Source organism: Paenibacillus sp. B1-35 (genome assembly GCF_050474385.1).
GTDB lineage: Bacteria > Bacillota > Bacilli > Paenibacillales > Paenibacillaceae > Paenibacillus_B > Paenibacillus_B alvei.
On record NZ_JBCHVJ010000006.1, the window covers coordinates 291669 to 307825 of the forward strand.

Here is a 16157-nt window from a genome sequence, read left to right on the forward strand (position 1 = left end):
TCAGAAACTACTACAATAAAGGGGGATATCTCTTCTCATGTCTTGGTTCTCCCCACAGATAACGGATACGTTCCAAGCATTTTCTGTATCTCATATTGGAGCACTGCTGCTGTTCATCTCGGCTGTGCTCCTATTCTATCGCTGCCGACATTGGCTCCAACAGGAGAAGCGCAATCGTTGCGTCAGATATGTATTGTTGGGATTGCTTATTCTATCTGAAGCAGCGTTGAATATTTGGTATCTAGCCACAGGCATATTCCATGCCTCTAACACATTGCCATTTGAGCTGTGCAGTATCTCGTTATACATGTGTGTACTCATGCTTTTTTTCCGAAGCAAGAAGATTTTTCAGATCGTCTATTTCACAGGTATTGCGGGGGCGCTGCAGGCACTGCTGACACCTGCTCTGGACTACCCATTCCCCCATTTCCGGTTCATTCAATTCTTTCTTGCGCATATCGCGATTATCCTAGCGGTGCTGTATATGGTGTGGGTGGAACACGCTAAGCCTACTTGGAAATCGATCGGCTATGCGATGCTGTTCCTGAATGTGCTGCTGGTCGTAGTCGGGGGAATCAATTACATAACGGGCGGCAACTACATGTTCTTGGCTCATAAGCCCGAAACAGCCTCCTTATTGGATGTGTTGGGGCCTTATCCATGGTATCTCCTGTCATTGGAGACGGTCGCATTTGGCATGTTCATTGTCTTGTATCTTCCATTCCTTATTGCAGGGCGGCTGCTTAAGAGCAGTTCGAGCGAAATCCATTGGCGAAGCTAGTATCTACTTTACTGAGCTAATGCCAATATTGCATAATCAATCTCGAAATGAGCAGATGAATATCAAAACAGGATGGTGCTGCCGCACCATCCTTTCTCTTTATTTTCTCTATAACCATAGATATTCCTTACTTGTATTATGTCCATTATCCGATTTACTTACTACACAGGCAGATGCTCCAGTATCCGACGCTTCTCGCGCACTTCCTCGATTGTCTCCATAAAGCGGCGTTCCGCTTCCCCCATATACGTATCACTGCGCCGAATATAGACAACGGATACCATATTGAACGGCTTCGGTATGGCGAATACTTGCAGTTCGCCTTCCTTCTCCAAACGTCTTATTGCGGCCCGTGGAACGACTGTGATGCCAAGCCCTGCAACGACTGTACCGATAATCGTCTCCAATGTCCCGAATTCCATCACCTTCGTTGGCGATATGCCTTCAAGCTGCATCCATTGCTCCAGCTTAGCTCGATAGCCGCATCCTCTGCGGAAGACGAGCAGCGGTCGGTGCAGTAATTCCCTCACGTTGAATAATGGCTGCTTTCCGTCTACGACACATTTGCCGCATACAAGCACCAGTTCCTCTTCAAATACCGGATACTGCTCCACATTTGTTGCCGTTACCGGCCCGGATACAAATGCCCCATCCAGCTTATATTCCTGCACTTCCTCTGTAAGCTTGTCTGTAACGCCAGCCATCAACGACAGATCAACCTTCGAGTATTTCTGATAGAACAAACTCAATATATCCGGAAGTCCTACGACCGTCTCTACCGAGCCAATGAGCAGATTGCCGACCGGATCGTCACTGTCCTGAAAAGCCTTCTTCATCTCGCTTATGAGCATCGACATCCGTTCCGCATAATAGAGCAACTTGCGGCCTTCCGCATTCAGCGTCATGCCTCTGCGATGGCGATGGAAGAGCGGATGGCCAATTTCCTGTTCCAATGCTCGAATACGTGCCGTTACGTTCGACTGCACATACCCCATCTCTTCAGCCGCACGACTCACACTTCCATGCTCAACGACGGACATGAAAATATAAATGTCACTCAAGTCCATCCTGCTATCTCCTTCATTCCCTATGTCTGATATCATTAATAGTGATATCTTAAATCACTTTCAATTATTTTACAAGATATCAAAAAAGTCATACTATGAATTTTCAGTTGTTATCAAACATTACTATATATCAGAATTGCTAAGCAGTCTCAAAGACAGATATCGCTTGGCAACGTGTGAAGTGGGAGTGAATGGCATCATGAGTAGGAAACATTTTTGGCAAGGAGCTTTGTTTTGTCTTTTTGCAGCAGTAGCATGGGGAGCAATGTTCCCGATTGCCGAAAGCGCATTGCATCATATCGATCCGTTCTGGTTCTCTGGTATTCGATATAGTATCGTCGGAATATTATTAGCTGCCCTGTTATTTTTCAAGGAAGGCAAAGCTGCATTCAATACGAAAGGGCAAACCTTTAGAATATGGCTGCTCGGTCTATTTGGATTCACCATTTATAACTTCGGTGTATTCTGGGGACAGCAGCAGCTCGGCAAATCAGGTGTCCTGCTTGCATCCATAATGGAATCATTCATGCCAATGCTTGCTGTGCTATTCGTATGGATCGTTACACGGAAGCGGCCTAAAATGTCGACGCTCGCTTGTGTCTTTACCGCATTTATCGGCGTTGTCTTCGTCGTTACGAAAGGAGATTTGCATTCCCTTGCTAACGGCGGCTTGAAGCTGCTGCCGCTGTTGTCTGTATTTGCAGGCATTACGGGGTGGGTAATTTACACCGTAAGCAGCGGACAATTTGCAGGATGGTCTGCGCTTCGATTCTCAACACTCAGCTCACTGTATGGCGGGTTGACGACAATGGCTGTTGTCCTCGTTATGACTTCTTTCGGCATGGTGGATGCACCATCCATCAGCGCTGTTGCATCGATTGCACCGGAAATGAGCTTCATGATTCTCGTTGCCGGACTGCTCGCATTGCTGAGCTGGATTCAAGGCGTTCAGTTACTGAAGCCGATCAATGGCATGCTGTTCATTAACTTCGTACCTGCCACATCGTTCATTATTTCCGTTATCCAGGGTTATGCGGTATCATTTGCCGAACTGTTCGGCACGCTGCTCATAGTAGGCGCCTTAATCGTGAACAACCTGTTAAGCCGGCGCATGTCCCAAGATGAATTGAAAACAGTCAAGTCGCAATCGGATTTACGCAGCCGTCTTCCAAAGAAGCACTCACACGCTCCAACTGGTTAACCAATACATTTCTTTATGCACTCCCTGATTCAACACATACAAAAAGCAAGGAAGCGAATAACACCGCATCCTTGCTTTTTTAGTAAGTGCTATGTCCCTATGACAGGATATTGATATTAAAAAGAAAAAGGTGCGCCGCACATGCGATGCACCTACTAATAGAAGGATCCGTCGTCTCGTTTACGACAAGATCGTTTCCACAATTGTACGAACCATAACCCCTGTACCGCCCTTCGGATCTACACCACGGCCCGATCCCAAGAACGCAGTCCCTGCAATATCCAAGTGAATCCAAGGCAACTCGTCTGCGAATGTTCCAACGAACAAGCCAGCCGTAATTGTCCCTGCACCGCCAGGAATGGAATTGCGCAAATCAGCAACATCACTCTTCAGCATATCCCAATATTCTTCGTTGGAAGGAAGCTGCCATACAAGTTCGTTCGTACGGGATGCAGCTGCTTTAAATGTATCGAAGAAGGCTTCATCATTTGTGACAACACCAGTTGTAATCGAGCCAAGTGCTACGCCAACAGCTCCTGTCAAGGTTGCTGCGTCGATCAGCTTGCTTGCGCCAAGCTCCTTCGCATAGGTCATGCCATCAGCAAGAACAAGGCGTCCTTCCGCATCTGTATTAAGAACTTCAATTGTACGTCCGCTGTAAGAGGTAATCACATCACCCGGCTTTAACGCATTGCCGGCAGGCATATTTTCCGCAGAAGCGATCACGCACAACACGTTCGCTTGCGGACGAAGCTGACCAATAACAGACATCGTACCGAGCATTGCTGCTGCCCCGCCCATATCGCAGATCATTTCATCCATATTCGCAGCACGCTTCAAGGAAATACCGCCTGTATCGAACGTAATCCCTTTGCCTACAATACCATATACATCTGTCCACTCGTCTTTGCCTTGATATTTCAGAACGATCATGCGCGGAGGATTCACACTGCCCTTGCCTACGCCAAGCAGACCACCCATGCCCTTCTCTTCAATTTGCTTCTCATCGAGCACGTGTGCTTCGAAGCCGAACTGTTCAGCGAGCTCCAACGCTTGCTCTGCGAGTGTGCCAGGAACGAGCACATTCCCTGGCAAGTTCGTCAGGTCACGCGCATACGTTGTACCGAGTGCATAGGCTTGTCCTGTTTTAATGCCTTCGTTCCATGCCTCTGTTGCAAGATTAGCTGCGCACAATGTCAGGGATGCAAATGTGTGGGCTGGTTTCGCATCCTTCTTGTAGGTAACACGTTGATAAGCGCCCAACAAGAAGCCTTCCACCATCATATGCGCGAAGGACTTCGCTGCTGCTGCTTCCGCCTGCACAAGCTGTTCAGGTACGATAACTGCAACACGGCTCAGGCGGAGCTTCACCGCTTCACGAGCTGCCTCTGCAAGGCTAAGACGAACTTGCTTCTCTGTTAGTGCCTCATCCTTACGACCTACTGCAATTAGAACAGGAGCCTTCTCTTCTCCTGTAGCCAGTACATGGGTTTTGCAGCTATCTGCTGCAAACAGGCCGCTGCGAACCGCTGCTGCGCAAGCTTGTGCTCCCGGAAAACCAGATGCTTGCTCCAACTCAGCCTTCGTGCCAATTACAACAACTGCATCTGCTTCAACTTGAGCAGGAGTCAATGATTGTGCTAGAAACTGCACATCGTTCATCCAAGTTACATTTGCTAGATTCATAAAGTAATCATCCCTTTGTATTAAAAAATGATGAATGCCAATGTCTCCCTTATTGTACCACAACCGCGATCGCCGTGGTTCGGTAACGACAGACATTGGCTGCAGTGCTGCAGGGTTCTTCCCCTTCCGTATCTATGCAATTGGCAACCGAATCGTAAACAGTGTCCATTCGCCCTCTTGACTGTCTACTTCGATCATTCCGCCATGATTTTTAATAATTCGGTAACTGACAGACAATCCAAGTCCGGTACCATCAGCCTTCGTTGTAAAGAATGGATCGAATAAGCGCTCCATTGTCTTTAGCGACATGCCCTTTCCGTTATCCCGAATATGTATTTTAACGAACCGCCCTTCGCGTTCCGTGACAATGCGAATTTGCCCTTTTCGTACGTCGGCCACTTCATCAATAGCGTCAATCGCATTTCGTATCATATTCAATATGACCTGCTTAATTTGCTTCACATCAATGGATACAGATAAAGAACCTGAGGCGGAGTTGTCAACCAGCTCGATTTCACAGCCTTTCATTACGGCGTCGCTTTCTGTCAGAAGAACAACTTCGCGCAGAAGGGAAGAAACGGGAACTTCTGAGGTCATAGGAGCTGAGGGTTTCGAGGAATTCAGAAATTCAAAGATGATATCGTTGGCCCGATCAATTTCTGCAAGAATAATTTTCGCATACTCTTCCTTGCCGAGCTGCATTAAATGCGGCCTAAGCAGTTGTATAAACCCACGTATTGAGGTTAACGGGTTGCGGATTTCATGTGCAATAGCAGCGGCAATTTTGCCGAGAATAGCCAGCTTATCATTTTGATAGGCCGTTTGCTCAATGCGCTTGAAGTCAGACACATCTTTAATGCTAAATAAATAATCGCCATCCATCTGATCTCCGTATGTAACGGTGACAAGATAATGTCGATCCAGACGGTCGGAGAATTCGTGGTAACGCTTTCTTTGGAGGATAGTATCTTTATACAGACGGAGAAGCATTTTACGCTTGTCCCTTTTCAGCAACGGGTGAAAAAGCAACTCACGTAAGGAACAGCCAACCAGTGCTTTGCGTGGGACATCCAGCAGCTTGGAGGTCTCCACATTAATAAATGATAGTACGCCACTGCTATCAAATAATACGATTCCGCTATCCATATGCTGAAGCACGTTCTCGTATTTGTCACGAACGCTCTTGGTGGAAAACAAAGCTTGTGCGGACTGAATCCAAGGCTCTCGAATCGGGTTCAGCGCCACTGCAATCCCCTCCTTGCCTCTCTCTTCTGTCTTCATCGCTATTATCCACTCAATGAAAAATAGGAACGAACGATGAAGCGCCTTCACTCCATCATTCAAGTCGACATGGGCCAGAACCGTGAACATAGCATCTTCATGAACGCTCAACAGATTTTGCTGTGGCTCCAAAGGACTTAGCTCAGTCGCTAATTCTCTTGCTACAACCAAACTATGCTCGTCCCCGTTCATGATATAATTCCACAGCTCTTTAGAGTATCGTTGTCTCCACTCACTTTCATTCCGTTCTTGCAGCTTGCAGTCCGTGGTCAATGTGGCTCACCTCATTTGTACGGTAACCGTATGCAGGTTCGTCCCAACAGCTTCATCATAGTAAACTTTTGGCAAAATCGTCAACACTAGATAATGTCGAAAATGGACAAATAAGCTCAATTCCCTTAAAAGTAAGCTAAAATGCCTGCATCCATGCACATCAAAGAGGCGCCTTGCGCCTATCGCCCTACAATGAGCGCGCCACGGAGCACGCTGCTAGACGATTGGCCGCCGCCTCTTTCTCTATCAAGCTTACACTTATTTCTGCTTCAATAACTTCGCTCTTCGGCGGCTCATTAATGCCAAGCGCCGCTTCAACTCGGCTTCCCACTGTGTATCATTCCACTGCTTGGCCAACGCAAGCAAATCAAGCGCATTATCAATTTGCGTCTTTACCAGCTCAAGCGGATCATCATGCTCTTGATTAATGCAGTTCTCGAACATGCCTTCGTCATCCGTATGCACATAGTCTCGAAAGTCAATTTCCTCAGCACCATCATCCGATGAATATTCCGCCAAAATTTCATATTCGCTTTCAACCAAGTAATGAACCTCAATGCGATGACAGACCGGACACAGCAGCAGGGGAACATTATGAATTCGTGTTCGATAATGCTGCAGGGTACCTGTCGTTCCGATCATGCTTGCTCCACAACAAAAGCTCATGTTCTCCCTCCTCGCTCTGCGGAAAGCTTAGATTATTGTAGTGTATTCGATGCCCCCACTTATAATTCCTTTATTTCTGATAAAACTTCCTTCAATTGTCCTACCTCCAGCTCGCCGCGTATAACTACATGCCCATGGGCATATAGATGTAATTATTACAGACCGCGGGAGGCATACTAATGAAATCAAATGTACTGTTCATCGCCTCGAAGCAAATTCAATACGTACAGTATGACGAATTAAACCACAAATTAGTTGTTCATTATGCTGACGGAAAGCAAGATGCATTTTCCTCTGTGTCGTCAAGCTGGTTTGAGCAACTGATGCATTCTGACAATCAATACGATGATGTCATGAGGCTGTCGGAAACCATGATGGGTATCAGCATGCAGAAGCGCCATGAGCATGTATGAGGCTTATTTGCCAGCCTCACATGTCTGCTAATGCAAAAGAATTGATTTCTTTCAGCTATTTTGATTGTTATTTTCAAAGGTTCCAATTATTTTTTCAAATATTCATAAAAGGAACAGACATGAATTACAGACTATATGGATAGTATTAGGTTGAAGCTTATAGCGATTCCAGGAAAGGAGGAGAGCTTATTCCTGCTGCCGATGCACGGACACATTCATCCTATCGTCAACATTCTGTCTTGCAGCTTTTACTTAAGGATCCCTATACTTTATTCGCCTATTGGTTCATCACTGCACGAACTCAAGTAGCCGTAGAGCGGCATTATCGAATGAAGTGGAGCGAATTAAAAAAAGCCATCCAGCTATATGAAATAAAGCAAGCGGATCTGCATCATTGCAAGCTGGGCACATCTAACCACGTATTACTGCATACGGTGGAATCGCATGAGGGCTCCGTATATCTTCGCCCTCTCAAACCCTATCATTCGTACATAGCTGATTATGGGTTCATGACAGCAACGCATTCCTTTGTACCGCTTGCGCGATCAACAATCATCCATACCCCCTACCTGCAAACATACGGTGAGCTTTCTGAACAGATGGATCATGCCTTACAAGCTGTTCAGCTCGGGCAATCGGAAACGGAAGCACTATTTCCATCATTCTCTTCCTATACGCTATATGAAAATCGAGAAGGAGTTCGTGAATGAACGCAATTATCCCTACTAGCTCTCATACCGACACTCATACGCAGGGATTCGTATCCCTCGTGCTGCATGCACATTTGCCTTATGTACGCCACCCGTATATAAAGCACACTCTAGAAGAACGCTGGTTTTTCGAGGCAATGATGGAAACATACCTGCCTCTGCTTCATACCTTTGGCCAGCTTGAGCAAGATCATATTCCGTTTCGCCTGACGATGACTTTGACCCCAACTTTATTATCCATGATGGATGATGCCGAAATGAAGTCTCGCTTTGAAGCGCATATGCAGCGTTCCATCGGTTTGGCTGAATCTGAGGTAAAGAGGCTGGCCAGCCACAAAGAGCTGCAAGCCGTCGCGGCAATGTATGCAGAGCGGTGGCACCAATTAAAGGCTGTTTATTCCCAGCTTGACGGACACATCATTGATGGATATCGGCATTATGTCCAAAAAGGGCATTTGGAATGCATGACAAGTGCTGCAACTCATACCTTCCTCCCATTGATCAAGCAGCCCTCTATGGCTTATTTGCAAGTTGAGGTGGGGATGCGGGAGCATGAGCGTTTGCTCGGCAGAAGGCCTGATGGAATATGGCTGCCTGAATGCGCCTATACTCCAGAGCTAGATCCACTTCTTCAAGAATGCGGAATCCGATATTTTATCGTGGATCATCATGGCTTCGTCAACGCAATACCGCAGCCAGCATCCATGCATTATGCTCCTATCCATACAGGCGGCGGAGTATTCGCTTTCGCACGCGATCCAGATTCATCAAGACAAGTATGGAGCACGCACGAAGGGTATCCCGGTGATTATGACTATCGAGAATACTATCGTGATATTGGGTTCGATCTCGGCTGGGGCAATGCGGAAGAATGGGATTACATCCGTCCCCACCTGCTGGACAACGAAGCCAGAATCAATACTGGACTTAAATATTATCGTATTACCGGCGCTCATGGCGTTCCTAAAGAGGCCTATCATCCAGAATGGGCTCTGCAAAAAGCAAAGGAACACGCTCGCCACTTCTTAAACAACAGGGAGCAGCAGCTTCATAGGGTCAATATGCCGGGAGATCGCCTTCCAATAGCCATCTGTCCCTATGATGCGGAACTATTCGGCCATTGGTGGTTTGAAGGCCCGTTATGGATTGAAGCGTTATTCCGGGAACAGTCAGAACGATCCAGCAAGCACAATCAACGTATTGAGTTCGTGTCGCCGAATGATTATTTAAAGCGATATCCAGAGCAAGAAAACGCATGTCTATCCTTCTGCAGTTGGGGTCGAGGAGGCTATGCGGACGTATGGCTGCATGAAGGTAATGATTGGATGTACCCGCCTCTCCATGAGGCAGAGGATCGGATCGTACACATCACCGCTAGAATGGAGAAAGAAATCAACACAAGCTTCCGCGCCATTCAAGAGCGAACCTTGAATCAAGCCATTACAGAATGGATGCTCGCTGCAAGCAGCGATTGGGCGTTCATCGTGGATGCAGGTACTGTAACCGAGTACGCCGGGATTCGGACGACGCAGCATCTTGATCGCTGCCATACCTTGTTAGACATGATAGAGCGGGGCATCTATGATCAAGTGCTGATTAGCATCATGGAGAATGAATATCCTTGCTTCCCGTCTGTCGACTATCGGCTTCTATCAATCGGAGCTAGACGATCATCCGAACGATTGCACCAACTCAATGCAGCCTATCCGCCTCCAAATCGAACCATGCCATTTTACAGTCCCCAACCTATTACGGCTCATCATCCACAATATCGTTCCAGCAAGCGAATTTTAATGATCGCCTGGGAATTCCCACCACTCGTTGTTGGCGGACTATCTCGTGCGGTATATGATCTGTCCCGTCATTTAAGCAGAAAGCATTGCGAGATTCATGTTGTTACGCGCGAAACACCGGGGGCGCCTGACTATGAGCAAATGGACGGAGTTCACGTCTATCGTGTGCCGCTTATTCACACATCTGCACCGCTAGACTTTATGGATTGGGTATTTCATATGAATGCCGCTATCTCTTCATTAGTTGATGATCTCGTACACGCTGGACTTACTTTCGACCTTATACACGCCCATGATTGGCTCGCTTACTCCGCCGCAGCTGATTTGAAGCAGACCTACGGTTGGCCGCTTGTTGCCACCATTCATGCCACCGAACACGGACGCAATCATGGTAACCTATCGAGTCCGCTTCAGCAGCGAATCCATGATATGGAACTGAGTCTAACCGCGGAGGCAGACCATACCATCGTGTGCAGTCATGCCATGGTAATGGAGGTAGCTTCCCTGTTCGCACTTCCCAAACAGCGCGTTACGATGATACCCAATGGAGTCGATGCGATCGGAACAGCAGCTCCAACTGTACAATTCAAGGGCCTAGATCACCATGACTTATCAGATTCCCCGCTCTTATTCTATGTTGGCCGACTTGTGTACGAGAAAGGCATTCATATTCTCATTGAGGCGATGCCGCTTATTTTACAAGCTGTTCCTCAAACGAAGCTGATTATCGCCGGGACTGGACCAATGAGACAGCAATTAGAGGATCAAGCCAAGCAGTTAGGATTGCAGGAGCATATCCTTTTCGCTGGATTTGTACAGGATGATGCCCGTGATGCATGGATTGCAGCCTCATCGGTGTGCGTATTTCCAAGTCTATATGAACCTTTCGGTATCGTAGCACTTGAAGCGATGCGGTTCGGAACACCTGTTGTCGTATCAGATACGGGTGGGCTTGCCGAAATCATTGATCATGCTGTAGATGGATACAAGGCACTCCCTGGACATATTGAATCATTGGCATGGCATGTCACGGATCTTCTTACTCATCCCGAGCATGCAGCTCAAATGGCTGCAAGAGCACAGCAGAAGGTTCAAGCGCAATATGATTGGAACACGATAGCTGTGTCAACGAGACAAGTATATGAAGGAGTGATCGCTCAATGAAGGCAGTAATTATGGCAGGCGGCAAAGGAACACGGCTGCGACCGTTGACACTTGGTACCCCTAAACCAATGGTTCCTCTCTTGAATCGGCCGTGCATGGAATACATTATTGAATTGCTCAAACGATACGACATTCATCAAATCGCTGTTACTGTGCAATATTTGCCAGAGATCATCCGCAATCACTTCGGAGACGGATCCAAATATGGAGTACAGCTTCATTATTTCGAGGAAGACATTCCACTTGGAACGGCCGGCAGCATTAAAAATGCCGAGACCTTCCTCAATGAAACCTTCGTCGTAATAAGCGGCGATGCATTGACCGACTTCAACTTGCGTCAGGCTATCCACTATCATAAAGAAAAGCAAGCACTCGCCACGATCGTGCTGACCCAAGTAAGCCTGCCGCTCGAATATGGCGTTGTCATGACTGATGAAGAAGGAAGGGTGTCCCGCTTCCTAGAAAAGCCAAGTTACGGAGAAATATTCAGCGATACAGTAAATACGGGCATCTATGTATTGGAGCCAGAAATATTGAACTGGATCCCGGAGCGGGAAAGCTATGACTTTAGTCTGCAGCTATTCCCAAGGTTGCTCGAGCAGCAGCAGCGGCTGTACGGGTATACGGCTTCAGGCTATTGGTCCGACATTGGAAACTTGCAGCAATATCGGCAAACCCAATTCGATATGCTGGATCGCCGAGTCGATCTGCATATTCAGGCGGCAGAGCCGATGCCGGGACTTTTTGTAGAGCATGGGGTAAGGCTCCCTTCTCGAATTAGACTTAGCGGACCTGCCTATATCGGATCGGATTCGATTCTCCATCCATCCTGCTCGATTGGCCCATATACAATTCTAGGTTCCGGCAATATTGTATTTCCAAAGAGCTCCGTTACCCGAAGCATTCTGTGGAATGGTAACCGCATTGCTAAGCACTGTGATATAGAAGATGCAATCCTGCTCCACCGCACCGTTATCGGCAGTGACGTGCACATCCAAGAGGGCGCCGTGGTTGGAAGCGGCTGTACGATCGGCGATAAATCCCACATTCGATCTCAAGTAAAGTTATGGCCGAACAAGGAGATTGAAGCCCACAGTATCGTAAATTCGACCTTAATATGGGGCAATGCAGCCGCGGCACTGTTCAAGGGCAGCAAAATATGCGGCAGTCCAAATCGCGAGTTGACCCCAGAATTCATCGGCAAGCTTGCATGTGCTTACGGCTCCATTCTCAATCGTGAAGCATCTATCGTACTGGCATCCTCATCCCATCCTTTTGACAACATCATGAAAGCAGCCTGTGCGGCTGGACTTCAATCACAGGGGATTCACATGATCGACATTGGAGACGCGCCGCTGGATTGTCTCCGCCATGCTGTTACTGCACTGAAGGCCGATGGTGCTATTCATTTCAAGGTTCTATCCGCGAACGAAGAAGCAAAGTTCGAGCAGATGGTCATTAGCTGGATGGATGCAAGAGGCATGCCGTTCGCCAAAGGAACAGAGCGAAAAATTGAAAATGCCTATTTCCAAGAAGACTTTGCCCGAACTCCTATCGAATACCTTGGACGTAAAAGAAGCGAAGAACATGCCATCCCATCCTATTTCAAAACCTTATCGAAGGCTATTGATTTCGAGCTTATTCAATCCGCCAGCTTCAAGATCGTTATTCAAAGCTCAACTGCAGATGCTGCCTTCATCCAGAAATGGTCTTCTCTAACCGGCGGCGTACTGCTCCATACGCAATCTGATGTGCCTTCCTCATCTGCCTTAATAGAGCATATTCGCAATGTTCAGGCAGACATTGGCATCCTGCTTACTGAGGATGAAGGCTTCAGCATTTACATGAACGACGGAACGGGCATGCCTCAGAATCATCTTCTGCCATTAATTTTGCAGTCGCTTGTACATACGGGCACCAATGCCAGCGTCGGAGTCCCAATCAGTGCCCCTGTTACAGCAGAGCAAATCGTCAATCGAAGCGGGATCAGGGTTGTACGCACTCAAGAGCCGCTGCGCTCGCAGATGGAGGCTACAAGCGGCATCGCCTTGTCTCCTGCGGCGCATCGCTTATATGCAATCAGTCTTATTTTGCAGCTCATGGCAGACACCGGGCAGCCTCTTCACAGACTTATTGCCGATATGCCTACCCTGCATACCGCAGTCGAGGAAGTGACTTGCCCTCGGTTCGACAAAGGCAGTGTCATGCGTGAAATGACCGAATGGGTTCGCCAATCCGCCTATCGGGCAGAATTTTTGGATGGGATTAAGATTGAAACTCCTGAGGGATCTATTTTAATTCAGCCTGATCAGGAAGAGCCTTTGTTCCGCGTCATTTCTCAAGCAGAAAGTATGACCAAGGCACGCATATTAGCTCATGAATTTGCGGGACGGTTGATCAAGTCACAGCCCCCGCTGAGGAAGTGATAACGTGCCGCGCCATCTAGTCGTCGGAAATGGCAAATTTCTCGTGAACCTTGATGAGTATGCCTATGTAAGAGACATCTATTATCCGTACGTTGGGCAGTTGAATCACACTGCTGGATATCCAAGCCGCCTTGGCATATGGGTGGAGGGTCAATTCAGTTGGTTAAGCGATCCAGATTGGCGCATTCGCCTTGCTTATGAGGAGGATTCCCTCGTTACCCATGTAATAGCCGAACATGAAGGTCTCGGCATCGTGCTTCATATGAATGACGCCGTACATCAACGGGATCCTATCTATATGAAGCGAATTGTTATTGAAAATTGTAATCCACAGCCGCGCGAGGTTCGTTTATTTTTCCATCAGGATCTATCTATCAATGAAACAGAGGTTGGCGATACCGCTGGATATTATCCCGATAATGGTACATTATTTCATTACAAAAAAGACCGTTACTTTATGTTCAATGGCTGCATCACTCAGCATCATGGCGGTCTGGCCGGCATACACCAGTACACGACAGGGATTAAAAGATTCCATCAGGCGGAAGGAACATGGAAGGATGCAGAGGATGGACATTTGATGGGAAATCCGATAGCCCAAGGCTCTGTTGACAGTACGATTTGCTTGCGCACAATCGTACCTGGTTCCAATAGCCGGGAAAGCTATTATTGGCTTAGTGTCGGAAACCGACTTGATGATGTAAAACAACTCGATCAATATGTCCGAGACAGCGGGCCTGCACAGCTCATTCAACGCGTCAGCATTTATTGGAAGCGCTGGTCGAACCAGCGCAGCATCGATTTCGCTGACCTCGAACCCGAACTGATACGCCTGTATAAGCTCAGCCTGCTCATCATACGCACGCAAACAGACGTGAACGGTGCGATAATTGCGGCCAACGATACAGACATTATGCAATTCAATCGGGATCATTACAGCTACATGTGGCCTCGAGATGGCGCACTCGTCGCAGAGGCTATGTCAGCCGCAGGATATCATGGCATGACAGCTCCCTTCTTCCGCTTTTGTGCAGATGCGCTTACGTCGGAAGGCTATCTGCTGCATAAGTACAACCCAGACGGCACTGTCGGCTCCAGCTGGCATCCCTATTTGCGCGACGGCAAGGCTCAGCTGCCAATCCAAGAAGATGAGACCGGACTCGTACTGTGGGCATTATGGAAATACTACGAACAGCATCGAGATATCGAGCTCCCCCAGTCGCTCTATCAAACCTTAATTCGCAGAGCCGCTAAATTCATGATCCAATATCGCGATCCCGAGTTGAAGCTCCCGCTGCCAAGCTATGATTTATGGGAGGAGCGATACGGGATATTTACCTTTACCGCTTCAGCTGTATATGGCGGCCTAACTGCTGCCTCCAACTTCGCGTCGCTGTTCGGAGATGTGGAACGCGCTCACCGGTTCAGCATCGCTGCAGAGGAAATCAAGACCGCAATGATGACCCATCTCTGGAATGAGGAAACAGGTTCCTTTGTCCGCGGATTATACCGGAAAGATGGGAAATGGACGCAGGACACTACGCCAGAGAGCAGCATTTTGGCCATTTATATGTTCGGTGTTTTGCCTGCTGAAGATGATCGCGTACTGTCAACCGTCCGTGTATTGAAGAGCAAGCTGTCAATTCGGAGCCAAACCGGAGGAGTTGCACGATACTGGCGGGACTACTATTTCCAGCGGAGCGCCGACCCTGGGATTGCCCCCGGCAATCCATGGATTATATGCACACTCTGGTTCGCTGCCCATGACATCGCGGTTGCCGCCAGCTTGGAGCAGCTTCAGGCTGCCCATGACACCCTGCGCTGGGTGGAAGCACACAGTCTGGCAAGCGGACTGCTTCCAGAGCAGCTTGATCCATTCGATGGCTCGCCGCTGTCTGTCGCACCACTAACCTGGTCTCATGCTACTTATGTTCATACCGTATTAAAGTATATTGAGAAATACAGGCTGCTGGAGGCAGCGTCGACCATCTGATAAACTGTGTTGCCGTGTTGCAGACATTCGATAATCCAGTCTGCTGCCCGACAAAGCGCCCACCTATCCACATGCACGAAAAGCCCCGCAGAACTTCATTCTGCGGGGCTTCACTCTATTTAGAAGGGCATATTTTCTATGCATTCAGGTTTTTATCGCCTGGTTTCCAATTGATTGGACACAAACCTCCGGACTGAAGGGCTTGTAATACACGAAGTGTCTCGTCTACACTCCGTCCCACATTGTTATGGTTCACGACTTGATATTTCAGTTCACCTTCAGGATCAATGATGAACAAACCGCGAAGCGCAATGCCGTCTTCTTCCATCAGCACACCGTAGTCGCGAGCGACATTCTTCGTAATATCAGAGGCGAGCGGAAAGTTGATTTTGCCAAGACCATTAAGCTCTCTAGGTGTATTGATCCATGCTTTATGACTGTGAATGGAATCAACGGACACACCCAAGATTTCCGCGTTCAATTTTTTAAACTCTTCCGCAGCCTCACTAAGAGCCGTGATTTCGGTTGGACACACAAATGTGAAATCAAGCGGATAAAAGAAGAAAATGAGCCATTTCCCCCGGTAATCAGACAAAGACGCTGCTCCAAATCCATGTCCATCGCCTGCAGCGGTTTCCATATTGAATTCTGGTGCAAGTCTGCCTACCAATCGTTCTGCCACTCCAAATTCCTCCTATATACT

At 47.8% G+C, this 16157-nt stretch carries 12 protein-coding genes; 7 read left to right on the forward strand and 5 right to left on the reverse strand.

Annotated elements, in window-relative coordinates; genetic code table 11:
• The first annotated feature begins 37 nt into the window (after positions 1 to 37).
• Entirely contained in the window at positions 38 to 781 is a 744-nt protein-coding gene (locus ACQ5BJ_RS20520) for a TIGR02206 family membrane protein (protein WP_262866641.1), read from the forward strand.
• Between the two features lie 161 nt (positions 782 to 942).
• On the opposite strand, the gene ACQ5BJ_RS20525 is transcribed toward ACQ5BJ_RS20520, so the two are convergent.
• Positions 943 to 1848: a LysR family transcriptional regulator gene (locus tag ACQ5BJ_RS20525; RefSeq protein ID WP_430112169.1), complete on the reverse strand. Its 906-nt coding sequence runs from the start codon at positions 1846 to 1848 to the stop codon at positions 943 to 945.
• 199 nt (positions 1849 to 2047) lie between these two features.
• On the opposite strand from ACQ5BJ_RS20525, the gene ACQ5BJ_RS20530 reads away from it, so the two are divergent.
• Positions 2048 to 3049 carry a DMT family transporter gene (locus ACQ5BJ_RS20530; protein ID WP_430112171.1) on the forward strand — a complete coding sequence of 334 codons (1002 nt, stop codon included), beginning with the start codon at positions 2048 to 2050 and terminating at the stop codon, positions 3047 to 3049.
• Positions 3050 to 3229: 180 nt separating this feature from the next.
• Here ACQ5BJ_RS20530 and ACQ5BJ_RS20535 read toward each other — a convergent pair whose 3' ends face one another.
• The 3 genes from ACQ5BJ_RS20535 to ACQ5BJ_RS20545 all read right to left on the reverse strand — a co-directional run bounded on the left by ACQ5BJ_RS20535 (position 3230) and on the right by ACQ5BJ_RS20545 (position 6955).
• Complete coding sequence (locus ACQ5BJ_RS20535) at positions 3230 to 4735, reverse strand: leucyl aminopeptidase (RefSeq protein WP_268598761.1); 1506 nt, start codon at positions 4733 to 4735, stop codon at positions 3230 to 3232.
• A gap of 132 nt (positions 4736 to 4867) precedes the next feature.
• A complete protein-coding gene (locus ACQ5BJ_RS20540) occupies positions 4868 to 6289 on the reverse strand; it encodes a two-component system sensor histidine kinase NtrB (protein ID WP_268620775.1) in 1422 nt (473 codons plus the stop codon).
• A 258-nt stretch (positions 6290 to 6547) separates the two neighbouring features.
• Complete coding sequence (locus ACQ5BJ_RS20545; RefSeq protein ID WP_005548608.1) at positions 6548 to 6955, reverse strand: hypothetical protein; 408 nt, start codon at positions 6953 to 6955, stop codon at positions 6548 to 6550.
• A 179-nt stretch (positions 6956 to 7134) separates the two neighbouring features.
• Between ACQ5BJ_RS20545 and ACQ5BJ_RS20550 the strand changes: the two genes are divergently transcribed.
• The 5 genes from ACQ5BJ_RS20550 (at position 7135) to ACQ5BJ_RS20570 (ending at position 15454) form a co-directional block, all read left to right on the forward strand.
• Positions 7135 to 7368: a KTSC domain-containing protein gene (locus ACQ5BJ_RS20550; RefSeq protein ID WP_005548610.1), complete on the forward strand. Its 234-nt coding sequence runs from the start codon at positions 7135 to 7137 to the stop codon at positions 7366 to 7368.
• 239 nt (positions 7369 to 7607) lie between these two features.
• Entirely contained in the window at positions 7608 to 8078 is a 471-nt protein-coding gene (locus tag ACQ5BJ_RS20555) for a DUF4912 domain-containing protein (protein WP_268620776.1), read from the forward strand.
• Positions 8075 to 11035: a 1,4-alpha-glucan branching protein domain-containing protein gene (locus tag ACQ5BJ_RS20560; protein ID WP_268620777.1), complete on the forward strand. Its 2961-nt coding sequence runs from the start codon at positions 8075 to 8077 to the stop codon at positions 11033 to 11035. Before ACQ5BJ_RS20555 ends, ACQ5BJ_RS20560 begins: the two co-directional genes overlap by 4 nt.
• Positions 11032 to 13461, forward strand: coding sequence for a sugar phosphate nucleotidyltransferase (locus ACQ5BJ_RS20565; protein ID WP_268620779.1), 2430 nt, complete (start codon positions 11032 to 11034; stop codon positions 13459 to 13461). Before ACQ5BJ_RS20560 ends, ACQ5BJ_RS20565 begins: the two co-directional genes overlap by 4 nt.
• A 4-nt stretch (positions 13462 to 13465) precedes the next feature.
• Positions 13466 to 15454 (forward strand): glycoside hydrolase family 15 protein, encoded by a 1989-nt coding sequence (locus ACQ5BJ_RS20570; protein WP_430112175.1) that lies wholly within the window; start codon positions 13466 to 13468, stop codon positions 15452 to 15454.
• 136 nt (positions 15455 to 15590) lie between these two features.
• Here the strand turns inward: ACQ5BJ_RS20570 and ACQ5BJ_RS20575 are convergent, their stop codons facing one another.
• On the reverse strand, positions 15591 to 16136 hold the full coding sequence (locus ACQ5BJ_RS20575; RefSeq protein ID WP_430112177.1) for a peroxiredoxin: 546 nt from the start codon (positions 16134 to 16136) through the stop codon (positions 15591 to 15593).
• Positions 16137 to 16157 lie beyond the last annotated feature (21 nt).